The following is a 19029-nucleotide window of genomic DNA, read 5'->3' on the forward strand; positions in this document are numbered from 1 at the left end:
GGAAGTGGGTAAATTCAGCAGGGCGGGGCGCTGCCGCCCCGCCCCCCGACCGATGACCACCGACGACACCGCTTTCTCCCCCTCTGCCCCACCCATCGGCCTTGCCGCGCTCGAACGCCGGCTCGCCCAGGACCTCGACTACCTCGGCTGGCCCGCCCGCGCCTGGGTGCCGCCGCGCCAGGTCGACGGCGAGCCCGTGCTCGACGTGGCCATCATCGGTGGCGGCCAGGCCGGGCTGGCCGCGGCGGGCGCGCTGGCGCAGCAGGGCATCCGCGCCGTGGTCTTCGACCGCGCGCCGGCCGGGCGCGAAGGCCCCTGGGCCACCACGGCGCGCATGGAAACCCTGCGCTCGCCCAAGGAGCTCACGGGCCCGGCGCTGGGGTTGCCCTCGCTGACCTTCCGCGCCTGGTTCGAGGCCCAGTTCGGCACCGAGGCCTGGGCCGCGATGGACAAGATCCCGCGCCTGCAATGGATGGACTACCTGGTCTGGTACCGCCGCGTGATGGGCGTGGACGTGCGCAACGACACCGCTGTTACGGGCTTGCAACCGTTGCCCGACGCCAGCGCCGTGCGCCTGGACCTGCGCACGCCCGACGGCGAACGCCGCGTGCTGGCGCGCCGCGTCGTGCTGGCCACCGGCCGCGACGGCCTGGGCGGCCCGGCCGTACCGGCGTTCGTGGACGGCCTGCCGCGTGCCAAGTGGGCGCATTCCTCCGACGAGATGGACTACGGCCGCCTGAAAGGCCTGCGCGTGGGCGTGGTCGGCGCGGGCTCCTCGGCCATGGACAGCGCCGCCACCGCGCTCGAGGCCGGCGCGCACAGCGTCGAGCTGCTGATCCGCCGGCCCGACCTGCCGCGTGTCAACAAGGGCAAGGGCGCCGGCGTGCCGGGGCTCACGCAGGGGCACTACGACCTGCCCGACGAGCTGAAGTGGCGCATCCGCCACTACATCAACGTGCTGAACGTGCCGCCGCCGCACGGCAGCACGCTGCGGGTGTCGGGGCATGCCAACGCTTTTTTCAACTTCGGCTGCCCCATCCTGGCCGTGGCGCCGCGGGGCGAGGCGCTGCGCGTGGCCACGCCCAAGGGCGATTTCGAATTCGACTTCCTGATCGTGTCGACCGGTTTCCAGGTCGACTGGGCCGCCCGCCCCGAATTCGCGGGCGTTTCCGCGCACATTCGTACCTGGAAAGACCGTTTCACGCCCGCGCCCGGCGACGAAGACCGCGAACTGGCCGATTCGCCCGACCTCGGGCCGGCCTTCGAATTCCAGGAAAACGCGCCCGGTGCCTGCCCGGGGCTGGATCGCATCCACTGCTTCTGCTACCCGGCGGCGCTGTCGCACGGCACGGTGTCGGGCGACATTCCGGCCATCAGCGACGGCGCGCGGCGCCTGGCGGCGGGGCTCGCCAGCCTGTTCTACCGTGAAGACGCGGCCCACCACTGGGCGAATCTGGAGGCCTACAGCGAGCCGGAACTGTTCGGCGACGAGTGGACGCCCGCCCCGCCGCCGCAGGAAAGGGCCTGATTCCGGCATGGGGCCCGGGGGACGATCACGCACGGCGCGATAATCCGCCTTCCCGGCCGCCGTCGAGCCGGGCCCTGCCGAGATGTCATGAACCCCAGCTACAAACCCAGCGACGTCGAGTCCGCTGCCCAGGCGCAATGGCGCGCCGCCGATGTCTACCGTGTCACCGAGGACGCGAGCCGCAAGAAGTACTACGCCTGCTCGATGCTGCCGTACCCGAGCGGCAAGCTGCACATGGGCCACGTGCGCAACTACACGATCAACGACATGCTCACGCGCTACCTGCGCATGAGCGGCTACAACGTGCTGATGCCCATGGGCTGGGACGCCTTCGGCCTGCCGGCCGAGAACGCGGCGCTGAAGAACGGCGTGCCGCCGGCCAAGTGGACCTACGAGAACATCGCCTACATGAAGGGCCAGCTCCAGGCCATGGGCCTGGCGATCGACTGGAGCCGCGAGATCGCCACCTGCGATCCGAGCTACTACAAGTGGAACCAGTGGCTGTTCCTGAAGATGCTCGAAAAGGGCATTGCCTACCGCAAGACCCAGGTCGTGAACTGGGACCCGGTCGACCAGACCGTGCTGGCCAACGAGCAGGTGATCGACGGCAAGGGCTGGCGCACCGGCGCCACGGTCGAGCGCCGCGAGATTCCGGGCTACTACCTGAAGATCAGCGACTACGCCGAAGAGCTGCTCGAGCACACCCAGCACAAGCTGCCGGGCTGGCCCGAGCGCGTCAAGCTGATGCAGGAAAACTGGATCGGCAAGAGCGAAGGCCTGCGCTTCGCGTTCACGCATGACATCCGGGACGCGAGCGGCAAGCTCATCCAGGACGGCCGCATGTACGTGTTCACCACGCGTGCCGACACCATCATGGGCGTCACCTTCTGCGCCGTCGCGCCCGAGCATCCGCTCGCCGCGCACGCCGCCACGCTCGACCCGAAGGTCGCGGCCTTCATCGAAGAATGCAAGGGTGGCGGCACGACCGAGGCCGAGCTCGCCACGCAAGAGAAGAAGGGCGTGCCCACGGGCCTCACGGTCAAGCACCCGATCACCGAGGAGCAGGTGCCGGTGTGGGTGGGCAATTACGTGCTCATCGGTTACGGCGACGGCGCCGTGATGGGCGTGCCCGCGCACGACGAGCGCGACTTCGCCTTCGCCAACAAGTACGGCATCGAGATCATCCAGGTCGTGCTGGTCGACGACGAGCCGCACTTCGACTATCACAAGTGGCAGGACTGGTACGGCGACAAGCAGCGCGGCGTGACCATCAATTCCGACAACTTCAGCGGCATGACCTACAAGGAGGCCGTGGCCGCCGTGGCGCATGCGCTGGGCCAGAAGGACCTGGGCGAGCTGCAGACCACCTGGCGCCTGCGCGACTGGGGCGTGAGCCGCCAGCGCTACTGGGGCACGCCGATCCCGATCATCCATTGCGAAGAACACGGCGCGGTGCCGGTCCCCGAAAAGGACCTGCCCGTGGTGCTGCCGACCGACTGCGTGCCCGACGGCTCGGGCAATCCGCTGGCCAAGCACGAAGGCTTCCACGCCGGCGTGGTGTGCCCGGTGTGCGGCAAGGCCGCGCGGCGCGAGACCGACACGATGGACACCTTCGTCGATTCGTCGTGGTACTTCATGCGCTACTGCGACCCGACCAACGACAAGGCCATGGTCGCCGAGGGCGCCGACTACTGGATGCCGATGGACCAGTACATCGGCGGCATCGAGCACGCGATTCTTCACCTGCTGTACGCGCGCTTCTGGACCAAGGTCATGCGCGACCTGGGCCTGGTGAAGGCCGACGAGCCCTTCGCCAAGCTGCTCACGCAGGGCATGGTGCTCAACCACATCTTCTACAAGCGCAACGAGAAGGGCGGCAAGGACTACTTCCCGCCGCTCGAAGTCACGGCGGTGCTCGACGCACAGGGCCGCATCACCGGCGGCACGCTGGCCGACGGCACCAAGGTCGAGTACGGCGGCGTGGGCAAGATGGGCAAGAGCGAACGCAACGGCGTCGACCCGCAGGACCTGATCGAGAAGTACGGCGCCGACACCGCGCGCCTGTACACCATGTTCACCGCGCCGCCCGAAGCCACGCTCGAGTGGAACGACGCGGCCGTCGAAGGCAGCTACCGCTTCCTGCGCCGCGTGTGGAACTACGGCGTGGCCCAGGCCGACGTGGCGCCCGTGGCGCTTGCCGGCCAGAGCTTCGGCAAGCCCGCCCAGGCGCTGCGCCGCGAGGTGCACACCGTGCTGCGCCAGATCGACTACGACTACCAGCGCATGCAATACAACACGGTGGTGTCGGGCGCGATGAAGCTGCTCAACGCGCTCGAGGGCTTCAAGTCCGACGGCAGCGCGGGCGACGCGGCCGCCGCGCGCGAGGGCTTCGGCATCCTACTGCGCTGCCTGTATCCGGCCACGCCGCACATCGCGCACCAGCTGTGGCAGCAACTCGGCTACGACAAGGCATCGGGCGACCTGCTCGACGCCCCCTGGCCCGTGGTCGACGTGGCCGCGCTGGCGCAGGACGAGGTCGAGCTCATGCTGCAGGTCAACGGCAAGCTGCGCGGCAAGCTGCTGGTGCCCGCCGGTGCGTCCAAGGACGAGATCGAGCGGCTGGCGCTTGCCTGCGACGACTTCGTCAACTTCGCCGAAGGCGCGCCGGCCAAGCGCGTGATCGTGGTGCCCGGGCGCCTGGTCAACGTGGTCATCTGAACCCGACACTGCAGAACGACGGAAACGACAGACGCATGAACATTCGCAATGCCTCGCAGCCGCGCCGCGGCTTTCTCCTGGGCCTCGGCGTGGCAGGCGCTTCGCTGGCCCTGTCCGGCTGCGGCTTCGCGCTGCGCAAGGCGCCGAACTTCGCGTTCAAGACGCTGTCGCTCGAAGGCAATACGGCGCTCATCAACCAGCTGCGGCGCGAGCTGCGCGCGGCCGGCAACGTGACGCTGGTGCCCAAGGAAGAGGCCAGCACCGCCGACGCCGTGCTCGTGGTGCTAGGCGAGGACCGCGATCGCTTCGTGATCTCGACCAACTCCGCCGGCCTGCTGCGCGAATTGCAGCTGCGCCTGCGCGTGCGCTTCAGCCTGCGCACGCCGGGCGGCAAGGAATTGCTGCCCGCGTCCGAGGTCTCGCAGACGCGCGACCTGAGCTTCAACGAAACCAACGCGCTGGCCAAGGAAGGCGAGGCCGACCTGCTGTTCCGCGACATGCAGGCCGACATCGCGCAGCAGCTGATGCGCCGGCTGGCGGCGGTGCAGTCCCTGTAAGCGTCGCTTCCGTTCTTTCAATGCAACTTGCCAGTGCCCAGCTCGGCGCCCACCTGCAAAAGGGCCTGAAGCCGCTTTACACGATCCACGGCGACGAGCCGCTGCTCGCGCAGGAGGCGGCCGACGCCATCCGCGCCGCCGCGCGTGCCCAAGGCCACACCGAGCGCAGCTCGTACACCGTGGCCGGCGCGCACTTCGACTGGAGCGCGGTGCTGGCGGCGGGGGGCTCGCTCTCGCTCTTCGCCGACAAGCAGATCGTCGAGATCCGCATTCCTTCGGGCAAGCCCGGCAAGGACGGCAGCGTCGCGCTGCAGCAGCTGGCCGAGGGCGCGCCCGGCAACGACAGCACGCTCACGCTGGTGATGCTGCCGCGTCTGGACAAGGCCACGCGCACCGGCGCCTGGTTCTCGGCGCTGGAGAACAACGGCGTGAGCATCCAGGTCGACCCGATCGAGCGCGCCGCGCTGCCGCAATGGATCGCCCAGCGCCTGGGGCTGCAGAACCAGCGCGTGATGCCCGGCGACGAAGGCCAGCGCACGCTGCAGTTCTTTGCCGACCGCGTCGAAGGCAATCTGCTCGCCGCGCACCAGGAAATCCAGAAGCTCGCGCTGCTGCACCCGGCGGGTGAGCTGAGCTGGGAACAGGTCGAGGGCGCCGTCAACAACGTGGCGCGCTACGACGTGTTCAAGCTCTCCGAGGCCGTGCTGGCCGGCAACCCGCAGCGCGTGGCGCGCATGCTCGACGGCCTGCAGGCCGAGGGCGAAGCCGAGGTGCTGGTGCACTACACGATCGCCGAGGACATCCGTGCCCTCAAGCGCGTGAAGGACGCCATGGCCGCCGGCCGCCCGCTGCCGATGGCGCTGCGCGAGAACCGCATCTGGGGCCCGCGCGAGCGCGCCTTCGAACGCGTGCTGCCGCGCCTGGACGACCGCATGCTGACCCGGCTGCTGCGCGCGGCCCACCTGGTCGACGGCATCTGCAAGGGCCTGAAGCAGCCCGACTGGCCCGCCAGCGGCTGGCAGGCGCTGCAGCGGCTGGCGCTGATGCTGTGCCGCGCCTGCAGCACGGCCGCGGCGCCGCGCCGGGCCTGACGCTCCCGCCGTCGATCGCCATCAAAAGGCCCGCGTCAGCCGGGCCGAAGGTCCGCGTGGGAAAATGCGCGCCATGAACGCGTTCAACGTCAGCGAGCACATGCAGACCCTCGGTCTGCAAGCCAAAGCCGCTGCATTCCTCATGGCCCGTGCGGATGCAGCTACCAAAAACAGAGCACTGAAGGCGCTGGCCCGGCGCCTGCGCGAAGCCGGCCCCGCGCTGGCCGTCGCCAACGAGAAGGACCTGGCCCGCGCCACGGCCGCCGGCCTGTCGGCCCCGATGGTCGACCGGCTCAAGCTCACGCCCAAGGTCCTGGAGACCGTGGCCGAGGGCTGCGAGCAGCTGGCCGGCATGGCCGACGTGATCGGCGAGATCATCGGCATGAAGCAGCAGCCCAGCGGCATCCGCGTGGGCCAGATGCGCGTGCCGATCGGTGTCTTCGGCATGATCTACGAGAGCCGTCCCAACGTGACCATCGAGGCCGCGAGCCTGGCGATCAAGTCGGGCAACGCCGCGATCCTGCGCGGCGGCTCGGAAGCCATCGACTCGAACAAGGCGCTGGCGCTGCTGGTGTCCGAGGCGCTGGCCGAAGCCGGCCTGCCGGTCGATGCGGTGCAGCTGGTGCAGACCACCGACCGCGAGGCCGTGGGCCAGCTCATCGCCATGCCCGAGTTCGTCGATGTGATCATTCCGCGCGGCGGCAAGGGCTTGATCGAGCGCATCAGCCGCGACGCCAAGGTGCCCGTCATCAAGCACCTGGACGGCAACTGCCACGTCTACGTGGACGACACGGCCGAGTTCGACATGGCGCTGCGCATCGTCGACAACGCCAAGACCCAGAAGTACAGCCCCTGCAACGCCGCCGAAGGCCTGCTGGTGGCGGCCTCGGTGGCCGACCACTTCCTGCCCGAGATCGCCGCCATCTTCGCCGCCAAGGGCGTCGAGATGCGCTGCGACCCGGCGGCCGCCGCGATCCTGCGCGCCAGCGAGGCGCACCATCCGCAGGCCAAGGTGATCGATGCGGTCGAGTCCGACTGGTCCGAGGAGTACCTGGCCGCCGTCATCAGCATCAAGGTGGTGGCGGGGCTGGACGAGGCCATTGCGCACATCAACCGCTACTCGAGCCACCACACCGACGCCATCGTCACGCGCAACCACATCAACGCCCAGCGCTTCCTGCGCGAGGTCGATTCGGCCAGCGTGATGGTGAATGCGAGCACGCGCTTCGCAGACGGCTTCGAGTACGGGCTGGGCGCCGAAATCGGCATCAGCACCGACAAGTTCCACGCGCGCGGCCCGGTCGGCATCGAAGGCCTGACCTCGCTCAAGTACGTGGTGCTGGGGCAGGGCGAAGTCCGCGGTTAATCGGGGTCCGAAAGGCTGGGGCCATCGGGCCGGCGGCGCGGCGAGGCCTGTGCCGCGGTGTTCTTGCAACGTGTGTTGTGGATTGGGGTGCTTTGTTCTCTTTGGCTGCTTGTCATCGGGCGCGCCATCCCCAAATCCTACAATTCCACTCCACCTTTAAGCACAAAACCAACAAGGCCGCTGCATGGTTCCGCATCTCGTCACTGCCCTGACCGGCCCGATCAACGAACTGGAGCAGCGGGTGCTCGACTCGATGCCCGCCATCGAGCGCTGGTTCCGCCTCGAGTGGATGGAGCACACGCCGCCGTTCTACAGCGCCGTCGACATCCGCAATGCGGGCTTCAAGCTCGCCCCGGTCGACACCAACCTGTTTCCTGGCGGCTGGAACAACCTCACCAAGGAAATGCTGCCGCTGGCGGTGCAGGCCGCGCAGGCGGCCATCGAGAAGATCTGTCCGGAGGCGCGCAACCTGCTCGTCATTCCTGAAAACCACTCGAAAAACACCTTTTATCTCGCCAACGTCGCGCAACTCGTGCGCATCTTCCATATGGCGGGCCTCAATGTGCGCATTGGCTCGATCGATCCAGCCATCAAGTCGCCCAAGAAGATCGAGCTGCCCAACGGCGAGACCGTGACGCTCGAACCGGTGGTGCGTTCCAAGCGCCGCCTGGGCCTGAAGAACTTCGATCCCTGCACAATCTTGCTCAACAACGAGCTTTCTGCAGGAACGCCCGGCATCCTCGAAGACCTGCATGAGCAGTACCTGCTGCCGCCGCTGCACGCGGGCTGGTCGGTGCGCCGCAAGAGCAACCACCTGCACAGCTACGAAGAGCTGTGCAAGCGCTTCGGCAAGCTGCTGGGCATCGACCCCTGGCTCATCAACCCGATCTACGCGCGCGCCGAAGGCGTCGACGTGGCCGAGGGCCGCGGCATCGACGTGCTCACCAGCCATGTCGACGCGGTGCTCACCAAGGTGCGCCGCAAGTACAAGGAATACGGCATCAACGAGAAGCCCTTCGTGGTCGTCAAGGGCGGCCACAGCGGCAGCGGCAGCCCGGGCGTCGTGACCGTGCGCGACGCCAAGGAGGTCGAGGCGCTGATCGGCAAGTCGCGCACCGCCACCTCGTCGCCCGCCAAGACCAGCGCCGGGCGCGACCTGCGCGAACCCACCGAGCTGATCGTGCAGGAAGGCGTGCTCACCAACGAGCGCGTGCACAACGGCGTGGCCGAGCCGGTGGTCTACATGATGGACCGCTACGTGGTGGGCGGCTTCTACCGCGTGCATGCCGAGCGCGCCGCCGACGAGAACCTCAAGCAGCCGGGCGCCAGCTACGTGCCGCTGGCCTTCTCGGAAAGCGCGCAACTGCCGCAGCCGGGCGCCAAGCCCGGCGCCAGCGCCCCCAATCGTTTTTACATGTATGGCGTGGTGGGGCGTCTGGCCATGGTCGCGGCCAGTTACGAGATGGAAGCGACCGACCCGGACGCCGAAATCTACGAATGAGCGACGGGGGCGGGTTGCGGCGTCAGCGGGCAACGGCAAAATAGCGGCCCCACAGCAACGGAACCAAAAGGGCGGAGGGATGCGCGGCGCGGCCGCGGCACCCCGGCGTGACTGACGCGTCGATCATTGCGAGCCAACCTTTTCCCATCGACCCCCGTGTCAGCCCCCAAAAACATCTCTGCCGGCCTCATCGTCGGCGCCATCGGCGTCGTCTATGGCGACATCGGCACCAGCGTTCTCTATGCGGTCAAGGAAGTCTTCGGTCACGGCCATGTGCCGTTCACCGTGGAGAACGTCTACGGCATCCTGTCGATGTTCTTCTGGACCCTCACGGTCATCGTCTCGATCAAGTACGTCGTGCTCGTGCTGCGTGCCGACAACGAAGGCGAGGGCGGCCTGGTCGCGATGCTCGCGCTGGCCTCCCAGGCCGTGGCCGACAAGCCGAGGCTGCGCCAGCTGCTGCTCATCGTCGGCATCTTCGGCACCTCGCTCTTCTATGGCGACGGCGTGATCACGCCGGCCATCTCGGTGCTCTCGGCCGTCGAGGGCCTGGAGGTGGTGTCGCCGCACTTCAAGCACTACGTGATCCCGATCACGCTGGTCGTGCTGTTCTGCCTGTTCGCGGTGCAAAAGCGCGGCACGGCGGGCATCGGCAAGTTCTTCGGCCCCGTCACGCTGGCCTGGTTCGCGGCCATCGCCGTGCTGGGCGTGTGGCAGATCGCGCACCACCCCGAGATCATCAAGGCGCTGAACCCCTGGTACGCGCTGAAGTTCATCTGGGACAACCCGGGCACCAGCTTCATCCTGCTGGGCGCCATGGTGCTGTGCGTGACCGGTGCCGAGGCGCTGTACGCCGACCTGGGCCACTTCGGCAAGAAGCCGATCCGCATCGCGTGGTTCTCGGTCGTCATGCCGGCGCTCACGCTCAACTACCTGGGCCAGGGCGCGCTGCTGCTGGAGAACCCCGAGGCCGTGAAGAACCCGTTCTTCATGATGGCGCCTGAATGGGCCCTCATTCCGCTCGTGCTGCTGGCCACGCTCTCGACGGTGATCGCCTCGCAGGCCCTCATCACCGGCGCCTTCAGCGTCACGCGCCAGGTGATCCAGCTGGGCTACCTGCCGCGCCTGAACATCGAGCACACCAGCGTGCGCACCGCGGGCCAGATCTACATTCCGCTGGTCAACTGGGGCCTGTTCGTGGCCATCGTGATGGCGGTCGTGATGTTCCGCACCTCGAGCAGCCTGGCCGCGGCCTACGGCATCGCCGTGACCACCGACATGCTGATCACCACGATCCTCACCTTCTTCGTGATCCGCTACGCGTGGAAGCTGCCGCTGGCGCTGTGCATCGCCTCGACCGCGATCTTCTTCGTGGTCGACTTCCTGTTCTTCGCCTCGAACCTGCTCAAGCTGTTCGAAGGCGGTTGGTTCCCGCTGCTGATCGGCGGCGCCGTGTTCACGCTGATGGTCACCTGGAAGGAAGGGCGCCGCCTCATGGGCGAGGCGCAGCATGCCGACGCGATCGACCTGAAGTCGTTCCTGGGCTCGGTGTTCATGAGCCCGCCCGCGCGCGTGGACGGCACGGCCGTGTTCCTCACGGCCGAACCGGGCGTGGTGCCCAACGCGCTGCTGCACAACCTCAAGCACAACAAGGTGCTGCACGAGCAGAACATGTTCGTCACCGTGCGCAACCACGAGGTGCCCTGGATTCCGATGGACAAGCGCATCGAGATCGAGGCGCTGGGCAACCACTGCTGGCAGGTCATCGTGCATTACGGTTTCAAGAACGACATCGACCTGCCGCGCGCGCTCGACAACGCGCGCATGCGCGGCTGCCAGCTCGAGCCGATGACGACCAGCTACTTCCTCTCGCGCGACGTCGTGATCCCCACGCTGGGCAGCGGCATGGCGCCCTGGCGCGAGAAACTGTTCGCGCAGATGCACCACAACGCGAGCGGCGCGGCGGCCTTCCTGGGCCTGCCCAACAACGCGGTCGTCGAGCTGGGCTCGAAGATCGAGATCTGAGGCCCGCGGCGCCAGGCCGCGCGCCCCGGCAGAATCGCGGCATGCGATTCTTCAAGGACCTGAGCCTTTCGGCCTTCACCGCGGGCTTCGTCGCCGTGCTCGTGGGTTTCACGAGTTCGGTGGCCATCGTGTTCCAGGCCGCCCAGGCCTTCGGCGCCACGCCCGAGATGGCGGCCTCGTGGATGTGGGCGCTGGGCATCGGCATGGGGCTGGCCTCGGCGCTGCCCTCGCTGTGGTGGCGCAAGCCCGTCATGATCGCCTGGAGCACCCCCGGTGCGGCCGTGCTGGCCGTGGCCGGCGCGGGCTATGGCATGGGCGAGGCGGTGGGCGCCTTCATCGTCTGCGCGGTGCTGATCGTGCTCGCGGGCGCCACGGGCTGGTTCGAGCGCGTGATGAACAAGATCCCGATGGCCATCGCCTCGGCGCTGCTGGCCGGCGTGCTCGCGCGCTTCGGCATCTCGGCCTTCACGGCGGCGCAGACCGCGTTGCCGCTGGTGCTGCTGATGCTCGCCACCTACCTCCTGGGCAAGCGCCTGCTGCCGCGCTACGCGGTGCCGCTCACGCTGCTGGTGGCCATCGCCTTCACGGCCGCGCGCGGCGAGCTGGCGTGGTCCTCCGTGCACTTCTCGCTCACCTGGCCGGTGTTCACGGTGCCGGTGTTCACCTGGCAGGCCATCGTGAGCCTGGCGCTGCCGCTGTTCGTCGTGACCATGGCCTCGCAGAACCTGCCCGGCGTGGCGGCGATCCGCGCCAGCGGCTACAGCGACCTGCCGGTCAGCAAGCTCATCACGATCAGCGGCCTGGCCACGCTGGTGCTCGCGCCCTTCGGTGCCTTCGCGCTCAACCTGAGCGCCATCACGGCCGCCATGTGCATGGGCCGCGAGGCGCACGAAGACCCGGCGCGGCGCTACACGGCGGCCGTGAGCTGCGGCGCCATCTACGTGGTGATCGGCCTGTTCGGCGCGGCCGTCACGGGCCTGCTCACGGCCTTTCCCAAAGAGCTGGTCGCGGCCATTGCCGGGCTGGCGCTGCTGGGCACCATCGGCGGCGGGCTGGCGGCGGCGGTGCGCGACGAGGCCCACCGCGAGGCCGCGCTCATCACCTTCCTGGTCACGCTCTCGGGCGTGACGCTGGCCGGCATCGGCTCCGCCTTCTGGGGCGTGGTGGCCGGCGCGGTGGCGCTGGCGGTGCAGCAGGTCGGTCGTGCACAGGTGCAGGTGCCCGTTGAAAAAGCCCCGGCCGGCAAGGACATCGCCGCTTCCGGCAACATGCCGCCAGAAACCCCCTCCACAGCCGCCGCTCCCGGCGCCGGAAAGAACGCCTGATGAAAAACATCCTCTTCGTCGCCGACCCGCTCGATCACTTCAAGATCTACAAGGACACGACCTTCTCGATGATGCGCGAGGCCCAGCGCCGCGGCCACCGCATCGCGGCCTGCCTGCCGCAGGACATCCAGTGGACCTCCGGCGGGCGCGTCTCGGCGGTGGTGCAGCAGATCACGCTGACGGGTGACCCGAAGGACTGGTACCGCGTCGACATCATTGAATCGAAGGCGCTGAAGGACTTCGACGCCGTGCTCATGCGCAAGGACCCGCCCTTCGACGCCGAGTACATCTACTCGACGCACCTGCTGCAGCAGGCCGAGCGCGAGGGCGCGAAGGTGGTCAACTCGCCGCGTGCGCTGCGCGACCATCCCGAGAAGCTCGCGATCATGGAGTTTCCGCAGTTCGTCACGCCCACGCTGGTCACGCGCAGCGCGCAGGCCGTGCGCGACTTTCATGCCGAGCACGGCGACATCATCCTCAAGCCGCTCGACGGCATGGGCGGCATGGGCATCTTCCGCGTGAAGCAGGACGCGCTGAACCTCGGCTCCATCGTCGAGACGCTCAACAAGGACGGCGCCGAAACCATCATGGTGCAGCGCTTCGTGCCCGAGGTGACGCAGGGCGACAAGCGCATCCTGATCATCGCGGGCGAGCCGGCGCCCTTCGTGCTGGCACGCATTCCGCAGGGCACCGAGGTGCGCGGCAACCTCGCGGCCGGCGGCAAGGGCGTGGCCCAGCCGCTCACGGCGCGCAACCGCGAGATCGCCGAAGCCATCGGCAAGGTGCTGGCGCCGCGCGGGCTGCTGCTGATCGGGCTCGACGTGATCGGCGACTCGGTCACCGAGATCAACGTGACCAGCCCGACCTGCTTTCAGGAGATCACCGAACAGACCGGCTTCGACGTGCCGAAGATGTTCATCGATGCGCTCGAGGCGCACCTGGCCTCGGCCTGATCAGAAGTCGACCGACGCCGACAGCGTGAAGGTGCGCGGCGCACCGAGCACCAGGTAGCCGTTGTTCGGGTAGCCGCCCACCGAGGCCCAGTAGTTCCGGTTGGTCAGGTTGTCGATGCGCGCGCGCAGCGTCACCAGCTTGCCGGCCACCTCGGTGAGGTAGCGCGCGCCGACATCGAAGCGCGTCCAGCCGGGTACGCGCAGCGTGTTGGCGGCGTCCGCGTAGCTCGGGCCGGTGGACACCACGCGGCCGTCCAGCGACAGGCCGCGCACGCCCGGCACGTCCCATTCCACACCCAGGGTGCCCTGCGTCTTCGCGATGCCGATGACGCGGCGGCCGTCGGTCGAGGCGTCGCCCGTGGCGCGCTGTTTGGCATCGAGGAAGGTGATGCCGCCCATCAGGCGCACGCCCTTGGCCGCTTCGCCGAAGGCGGTCAGCTCCAGGCCCTGGTGGCGGTCGCGGCCTTCGGCCACGTAGTAGCCGGCGCTGTTGACGAGGGCGCGTGGCTTGTCGGTGGTGAAGAAGGCCAGGCCGCCGCCGATGCGGCCGCCGTCGAACTTGATGCCGATCTCTTTCTGCTTGGACACATAGGGCGACAGCTGCGTGCCCGCGTTGCGCACGGCGCCGCCGGTCGACACCGTGGGTGCGGTGTCGCCCTTGCTCAGGCCCTCGATGTAGTTCGCGTACAGCGACACCTGCGGCTGCAGCTTGAACACGAAGCCGGCCATCGGGCTGGTGCGGCTTTTCTCGTACGCGGTGGGCTTGCCGGTGTCGTAGGCGAAGTCGGTGCTTTCCAGCTTCTGGTGCCGCACGCCGAGCGTGAGCTGCGCGCGGTCGTCCAGGAAGGACAGCGTGTCGCCGATCGCCAGGCTGCTCAGGCGCGTCTGCGTCAGCAGCGCGGGGTTGTCCATGTCGTTGCCGCGGAACGCGCTCGCCGTGTAGGCCGGAATCGGGTAGCCGATGGGCGCGTACAGGTTGCTCCGCAGGTTGTTGAAGAAGTCCCACTTGTAGGCGTTCTTCTCCTTGAGCTGGTAGTACGAGTACGAGGCCACCACCGTGTGGTTCACCGGGCCGGTCGTGAACTTGCCGCGCACGCCGGCTTCGGCCGTGCGGGTGCTGTCCTGGCGCTGGTTCTCGAAGCGCGACATGTTGCCCATGCCCAGGTTGTTCGTGAGCGTGAGGCCGGCCAGCGCATTGCCTTCGTGGCTCTTGCGCGCGCCGCCGGCGATCCAGGCCGTCACGTTGTCGGTGAGGTCGTACTCGCCGCGCAGCGAGCCGAAGGTGTCGCGCTCGTTGGAGTAGGTCCAGGGCTGCGCGTAGTTGAGCTGGTTGTCGGGCGCGGACGGCACGCGCGTCACGCCGGCGCCGAGCGTCACGTTCGGGCGCGTGCGCGTGAGCCGGTGTTCCTGGTGGCCGATGTCGGCCGAGATGCGCGCGTTGCGGCTGCGCCAGTCGAAGCCGACCGAGGCCACGTCGAGCTTGACCTGCTCGGCGTTCACGCCGGTGCCGCCGTCGCGGTGGGCCGCGTTCAGGCGCACGCCCAGGCTCTGGTCGGGCCCGAAGCGGCGCGCGATGTCGGTCGACACGTAGCTCTGCGAGCCGCTGGCCGTGCCCAGCGTGACCTGCGTGAGCGGGTCGTTCGGCGCGCGCTTGGGCAGCAGGTTGATGTTGCCGCCGATGCCGCCGCCCGTGGGCGTGGCGCCGTTCAGGAAGGCGCTCGCGCCGCGCAGCACCTCGACGCGCTCGAACAGCTCCGACGAGATGTACTGGCGCGGCAGCAGGCCGTACAGGCCGTTGTAGGCGATGTCGTCCGAATTCACCACGAAGCCGCGGATGAAGTACGACTCCTGGAAGTTGCCGAAGCCGCGCGCCACGCGCACCGACGGGTCGTTCTGCAGCACGTCGGCCACGCTCTTGGCCTGCTGGTTCTGGATCAGCTCGTGCGTGTAGCTGGTGCTGGAAAAAGGCGAATCCATCATGTCCTGGTTGCCCAGGATGCCCACGCGCCCGCCGCGCGCCACCTGCCCGCCCGCGAAGGGCTTGGTGAGGCCTTCGGCCGAGGCGTCGGCGCTGGCTTCGACGGTGACGGTGCTCAGCGTGCCGCTGGCGGGGGCCGCCGGTTCGGCGGGCGGTGTCTGCGCCAGGGCCGTCAGGGCGTGAAGGGCCAGCAGCGAGGCGGCCACGGTCGGGCGGAGAAAGAAATGGGGAGCGGGCATGAAAGATCGACCGGATGCAAATGAGAACAGTTATTGTTCATTGTTTGCACTCACTCATCGATACTTTCTTGCGCTGTTGCAAAAAAGTGTCAGCCAAAAGACTGAATGTCAGGCCTCAGCGCGGCATCCGTTGCCCGTCCACGAACACATGCAACTCGCCCGAGGCGAAGGGCGTCCAGGTCTCGTTGGTGGTGAGCGGCGCCGTCACCACCACGGCCACGCGGTCGGTGGGCGTGGTGTGCTGGGCGAAGTCGATCTCCAGGTCTTCGTCCGAGAGCTGCGCCGTCACGAAGGGGTGGCGGCGCTCCACGTACCAGAGGTTGGTGGAGGCATGCGCCCACAGCGCCTGCCCGTTCGACAGCATGAAGTTGAAGGTGCCGTGCGCCGCCAGCTGCGGTGCCAGTTCGCGCAGCGTGAGCGTGAGCTCCTCGACGCTGGGCACGCCCGCGTGCGACTTGGCCAGCTCCTGCATGATCCAGCAGAAGGCGTGCTCGCTGTCGGTGTTGCCCACCGGGTGGAAGTTGCCGTGCAGGCGCGGGCGGAAGTCCTTCAGGTCGCCGTTGTGGGCGAACACCCAGTAGCGGCCCCACAGCTCGCGCACGAAGGGGTGGCAGTTCTGCAGGTTGACCTCGCCCTGCGTCGCCTTGCGGATGTGCGCGATGACGTTGCGGCTTTGAATCGGGTAGCGCCGGATCAGCTCCGCCACCGGCGACTCGCAGGCCGGCTGGTGGTCGACGAAGTGGCGCAGCCCGCGGTCCTCGAAGAACGCGATGCCCCAGCCGTCGGCATGGTGGTCGGTGCGGCCACCGCGCTGCGCGAACCCCGTGAAGCTGAAGGTCACGTCGGTCGGCGTGTTGCAGTTCATCCCTAGCAATTGGCACATGGCTGTGATTAGACCGCGATTCAGGATTTAGAGGAGGAGGAGGCGGGCAGCCGCAGCCACCCGAGCACGCGCTCGGTGCCCAGGTGCGTGCGCCCTTCAGCGAGTACCAGCGGCAGGCGCTCGCGCGAGGTGCCGAAGGGCCCAGGGTTCTGCTGCACGATCTCGACCGCGTCGGCGTCCACGCGCGACACGATCGCCACGTGGCCGTAGGGATTGAAGAGCCACGGCGCGAACACGACGATGTCGCCTACGGCGGGCGCCACCGTGCCGCCGTTGCGGTGCTGCACCAGGTTGCGCGCCGTGTTCAGCGCGCCATCGGCCACGGCCGCGTCGAAGAAGGCCTTGGCGTGGCCGCGCGCCTCGGGCATGCGGTGCTGGTGCCGCTCGTAGTAGTAGCGCTTGACGAACTCCACACATTGCCAGCGCAGGCCGATGTTGTAGCCGTCGGGCGCCACGCTGCGCCCGTCGACATGGTTGATGGCGCCGTTGTAGTACACCGGCACGCCCTCGAACTGGTCGATCACCTCGCCGGGTGCGTGCGCCGGGTTGACGTTGAAGCGGCTCGCGCCCCACAGGCCGAGCAGGGCGACGAGGACGAGGGCAGAGAGAACGACGACGGTGCGGCGGGTGATGAAGCGGGGCATGGACGGTGAAGCAGGACGCGCGGCCACGGGCCGGCAGCGACGAGCTTAGTCCATGCAAAGACCCGCTTGGCCTCAGAGCCCGTGCAACGCCGCCATCTCGCCCATCAATTCACGCTGGAACGCATCGAAGCGCGCCGACGGCTGCTGCAGCCCGAAGAAGTCGCTGAACGGGTCTTCCACCTCGGTGCGGTGGCCCGACAGTTCTTCCACCACCGCCAGCCCGCAGAAGGGCACGCAGGCTTCCGAGTAGCCGCCCTCGTGCACCACCACCACGCGCCCGTCGCAGTGCTTTGTGGCCAGCGTGTTGACCTGCCGCATCATCTGGCGGAACGACTCGGGGTGCAGCTGCATGCGCGCCAGCGGGTCGACGCCGTTGGCGTCCAGCCCGCTCGCCACCACGATCAGCTCGGGGCGGTAGCGGTCGATCACCGGCGTCACGATGCGCTCGAAGGCGTGCATGTAGGCCGCGTGTCCGCCGCCGGGTTGCAGCGGGATGTTGACGTTGAAGCCCAGCCCCGCGCCCGTGCCGCGGTCTTCGGCGCCGCTGTAGCCGGGCGGGAAGCAGTTCTCCTGGTGCAGCGAGAGCGTGAGCACGTCGGGGCGGTCGTAGAAGATTTCCTGCGTGCCGTTGCCGTGGTGCACGTCCCAGTCGATCACGGCCACGCGGCCCAGGCCGTGACGCGCCTTCATGGTCTCGATGGCCACCGCGATGTTGTTGAACAGGCAAAAGCCCATGCTGTGTTCGCGCAGGCAGTGGTGGCCCGGCGGGCGCGTGAGCGCGAAGGCGTTGCGGTGGCGGCCCTGCAGCACGCTGTCCATCGCGGCAATGGCCAGCCCGGTCGAGAGCTTCGCGATCTCGTAGCTGCCCGGGCCGAAGGGCGCCACCTCGCCCAGGTCGCCGCCGCCGGCGTCGCTGGCGGCCTTGAACTTCTGCAGGTAGCCGGCGGGATGCACGCGCTGCAGGTCTTCTTCGCTGGCCATCGGCGCGCTCAGCACGTCGAGCTGCGCGCTCAGGCCCGACACGTCCATCAGCGACTTGATGCGGCGCTTGGAATCGGGCGACTCGGCCATGCCGCTGCCGGCCATGGGCTGCACCCAGCCGCCCACCGGCAGGAACAGGGCATGCAGCCCGCCGGGCACGTGCCAGAAGGTGCGTTCGTCGTGAAAGAAGGCGGTGGTCTTCATGCGGTGCGTCCTTGTTGCGTGGAGGGAGGAAGAGGTGTGGGCAGCGAGGCTTCGTCGTGCGGTGGTGGATGGCGCTGCACGCTCAGGCCGCGCCAGCCCCAGCGTTCGCGCGCCAGCCCCCACAGGCCGCGCGGTGCCAGCAGCATGACAGCGATGGCGATGCAGCCCATCGCGATCAGGTACCAGCCGCCCGACATCGCGAACCAGGTGTTGAACAGCTCGCGCAGCCCGAAGTAGATGACGGTGCCGATCAGCGGCCCCTCGATGGTGCCGATGCCGCCGATGATCACGATGAACATCGCCGTCACCACCCAGTTGATGTCGAAGGCCGAGTCGGGCGAGACGAACATCGTCCCCATGAAGTGCGCCCCGCCGGCCAGCCCGAAGCCCAGCCCCGACAGCACGAAGGCGATGAAGCGGTTGCGCCACACGTTCACGCCGATGCTGGTGGCGGCCAGTTCGTTGTCGCGCACCGCCATCAGCCCCAGGCCGAAGGGCGAGCGCATCAGCAGGTACACGCCGGCCACTGCCGCCAGGCCGATGGCGCCCGAGATCCAGAACGCGTTCTGCTGGAAGCTCTCGGCCTCCACCAGCCGCACCGCCTGCAGCGGCACGCCCGATTCGCCGCCGAACAGCGGAAACTTGGCGACCAGCAGGCGCACGATCTCGGCCAGCACCCACATGCCGATCGAGAAGTAGGCGTCGCGCAGGCGGAACATCAGCGGCGCCACCACGGCGGCCAGCAGCGCGCCGCCCAGGCCCGCCACCGGCACCATCCAGTAGGGCGAGATGCCCAGCCGGTCGGAGGCCACGAACAGCAGGTAGGCGCCGATGCCGGCAAAGGCCTGGTGGCCCATCGACACCAGCCCGGTGTAGCCGGCCAGCAGGTTCCACATCTGGGCCATGGCCAGCGTGATCAGCACCTCGCTGAGCAGGCGCAGCAGGCCGCCGTCGGCCACGGTGGGCGCGAAGGCGATGGCAAGGGCCGCGGCGGCGAAGCCGATCCAGGGGGCGAGGGACGGAGGACGCATCGAAG

General features: G+C 68.4%; 14 protein-coding genes. 9 read left to right on the forward strand and 5 right to left on the reverse strand.

Annotated elements, in window-relative coordinates; all coding sequences use genetic code 11:
* The first annotated feature begins 52 nt into the window (after window positions 1-52).
* The 9 genes from ACAM42_RS02420 to gshB all read left to right on the forward strand — a co-directional run bounded on the left by ACAM42_RS02420 (window position 53) and on the right by gshB (window position 13064).
* Window positions 53-1528, forward strand: coding sequence for an FAD-dependent oxidoreductase (locus ACAM42_RS02420; protein ID WP_369630998.1), 1476 nt, complete (start codon window positions 53-55; stop codon window positions 1526-1528).
* 87 nt (window positions 1529-1615) lie between these two features.
* Window positions 1616-4246, forward strand: coding sequence for a leucine--tRNA ligase (leuS, locus tag ACAM42_RS02425; protein ID WP_095949735.1), 2631 nt, complete (start codon window positions 1616-1618; stop codon window positions 4244-4246).
* A 35-nt stretch (window positions 4247-4281) separates the two neighbouring features.
* Window positions 4282-4803 (forward strand): LPS assembly lipoprotein LptE, encoded by a 522-nt coding sequence (gene lptE / locus ACAM42_RS02430; protein ID WP_062477729.1) that lies wholly within the window; start codon window positions 4282-4284, stop codon window positions 4801-4803.
* Between the two features lie 20 nt (window positions 4804-4823).
* Window positions 4824-5894, forward strand: coding sequence for a DNA polymerase III subunit delta (holA, locus tag ACAM42_RS02435; protein ID WP_062477727.1), 1071 nt, complete (start codon window positions 4824-4826; stop codon window positions 5892-5894).
* 73 nt (window positions 5895-5967) lie between these two features.
* Complete coding sequence (locus tag ACAM42_RS02440; protein WP_369630999.1) at window positions 5968-7260, forward strand: glutamate-5-semialdehyde dehydrogenase; 1293 nt, start codon at window positions 5968-5970, stop codon at window positions 7258-7260.
* 184 nt (window positions 7261-7444) lie between these two features.
* On the forward strand, window positions 7445-8761 hold the full coding sequence (gene gshA, locus ACAM42_RS02445; RefSeq protein ID WP_062477724.1) for a glutamate--cysteine ligase: 1317 nt from the start codon (window positions 7445-7447) through the stop codon (window positions 8759-8761).
* 156 nt (window positions 8762-8917) lie between these two features.
* Window positions 8918-10786: a potassium transporter Kup gene (locus tag ACAM42_RS02450; protein ID WP_159273598.1), complete on the forward strand. Its 1869-nt coding sequence runs from the start codon at window positions 8918-8920 to the stop codon at window positions 10784-10786.
* A 41-nt stretch (window positions 10787-10827) separates the two neighbouring features.
* A complete protein-coding gene (locus ACAM42_RS02455; RefSeq protein WP_369631000.1) occupies window positions 10828-12111 on the forward strand; it encodes a benzoate/H(+) symporter BenE family transporter in 1284 nt (427 codons plus the stop codon).
* A complete protein-coding gene (gene gshB, locus ACAM42_RS02460; protein WP_070063691.1) occupies window positions 12111-13064 on the forward strand; it encodes a glutathione synthase in 954 nt (317 codons plus the stop codon). The genes ACAM42_RS02455 and gshB overlap by 1 nt, the downstream gene beginning before the upstream one ends.
* Here the strand turns inward: gshB and ACAM42_RS02465 are convergent, their stop codons facing one another.
* The 5 genes from ACAM42_RS02465 to ACAM42_RS02485 all read right to left on the reverse strand — a co-directional run bounded on the left by ACAM42_RS02465 (window position 13065) and on the right by ACAM42_RS02485 (window position 19024).
* Window positions 13065-15281 carry a TonB-dependent receptor gene (locus tag ACAM42_RS02465; RefSeq protein WP_369631001.1) on the reverse strand — a complete coding sequence of 739 codons (2217 nt, stop codon included), beginning with the start codon at window positions 15279-15281 and terminating at the stop codon, window positions 13065-13067. It abuts the gene before it with no gap.
* A 115-nt stretch (window positions 15282-15396) separates the two neighbouring features.
* Window positions 15397-16164, reverse strand: coding sequence for a class II glutamine amidotransferase (locus ACAM42_RS02470; RefSeq protein ID WP_062477710.1), 768 nt, complete (start codon window positions 16162-16164; stop codon window positions 15397-15399).
* 20 nt (window positions 16165-16184) lie between these two features.
* Window positions 16185-16808: a CHAP domain-containing protein gene (locus ACAM42_RS02475; protein WP_369631002.1), complete on the reverse strand. Its 624-nt coding sequence runs from the start codon at window positions 16806-16808 to the stop codon at window positions 16185-16187.
* 72 nt (window positions 16809-16880) lie between these two features.
* The gene (locus ACAM42_RS02480) at window positions 16881-17993 is read right to left on the reverse strand and encodes a class II histone deacetylase (RefSeq protein WP_369631003.1); all 1113 of its coding nucleotides are present in this window, start codon (window positions 17991-17993) and stop codon (window positions 16881-16883) included.
* Window positions 17990-19024 carry a branched-chain amino acid ABC transporter permease gene (locus ACAM42_RS02485; protein ID WP_369631004.1) on the reverse strand — a complete coding sequence of 345 codons (1035 nt, stop codon included), beginning with the start codon at window positions 19022-19024 and terminating at the stop codon, window positions 17990-17992. Before ACAM42_RS02485 ends, ACAM42_RS02480 begins: the two co-directional genes overlap by 4 nt.
* Window positions 19025-19029: the final 5 nt, after the last annotated feature.

This window comes from Variovorax sp. V35 (genome assembly GCF_041154465.1).
Taxonomy (GTDB): Bacteria; Pseudomonadota; Gammaproteobacteria; order Burkholderiales; family Burkholderiaceae_C; genus Variovorax; species Variovorax boronicumulans.

Excerpts from the sequence above, each read along its gene's own strand:
- ACAM42_RS02420 (WP_369630998.1), top strand. The coding sequence starts at position 53 with ATGACCACCGACGACACCGCTTTCTCCCCCTCTGCCCCACCCATCGGC.
- ACAM42_RS02480 (WP_369631003.1), bottom strand. The coding sequence starts at position 17,993 with ATGAAGACCACCGCCTTCTTTCACGACGAACGCACCTTCTGGCACGTG.
- ACAM42_RS02470 (WP_062477710.1), bottom strand. The coding sequence starts at position 16,164 with ATGTGCCAATTGCTAGGGATGAACTGCAACACGCCGACCGACGTGACC.
- ACAM42_RS02465 (WP_369631001.1), bottom strand. The coding sequence starts at position 15,281 with ATGCCCGCTCCCCATTTCTTTCTCCGCCCGACCGTGGCCGCCTCGCTG.
- lptE (WP_062477729.1), top strand. The coding sequence starts at position 4,282 with ATGAACATTCGCAATGCCTCGCAGCCGCGCCGCGGCTTTCTCCTGGGC.
- ACAM42_RS02440 (WP_369630999.1), top strand. The coding sequence starts at position 5,968 with ATGAACGCGTTCAACGTCAGCGAGCACATGCAGACCCTCGGTCTGCAA.
- gshB (WP_070063691.1), top strand. The coding sequence starts at position 12,111 with ATGAAAAACATCCTCTTCGTCGCCGACCCGCTCGATCACTTCAAGATC.
- leuS (WP_095949735.1), top strand. The coding sequence starts at position 1,616 with ATGAACCCCAGCTACAAACCCAGCGACGTCGAGTCCGCTGCCCAGGCG.
- ACAM42_RS02485 (WP_369631004.1), bottom strand. The coding sequence starts at position 19,024 with ATGCGTCCTCCGTCCCTCGCCCCCTGGATCGGCTTCGCCGCCGCGGCC.
- ACAM42_RS02455 (WP_369631000.1), top strand. The coding sequence starts at position 10,828 with ATGCGATTCTTCAAGGACCTGAGCCTTTCGGCCTTCACCGCGGGCTTC.
- ACAM42_RS02475 (WP_369631002.1), bottom strand. The coding sequence starts at position 16,808 with ATGCCCCGCTTCATCACCCGCCGCACCGTCGTCGTTCTCTCTGCCCTC.
- gshA (WP_062477724.1), top strand. The coding sequence starts at position 7,445 with ATGGTTCCGCATCTCGTCACTGCCCTGACCGGCCCGATCAACGAACTG.
- holA (WP_062477727.1), top strand. The coding sequence starts at position 4,824 with ATGCAACTTGCCAGTGCCCAGCTCGGCGCCCACCTGCAAAAGGGCCTG.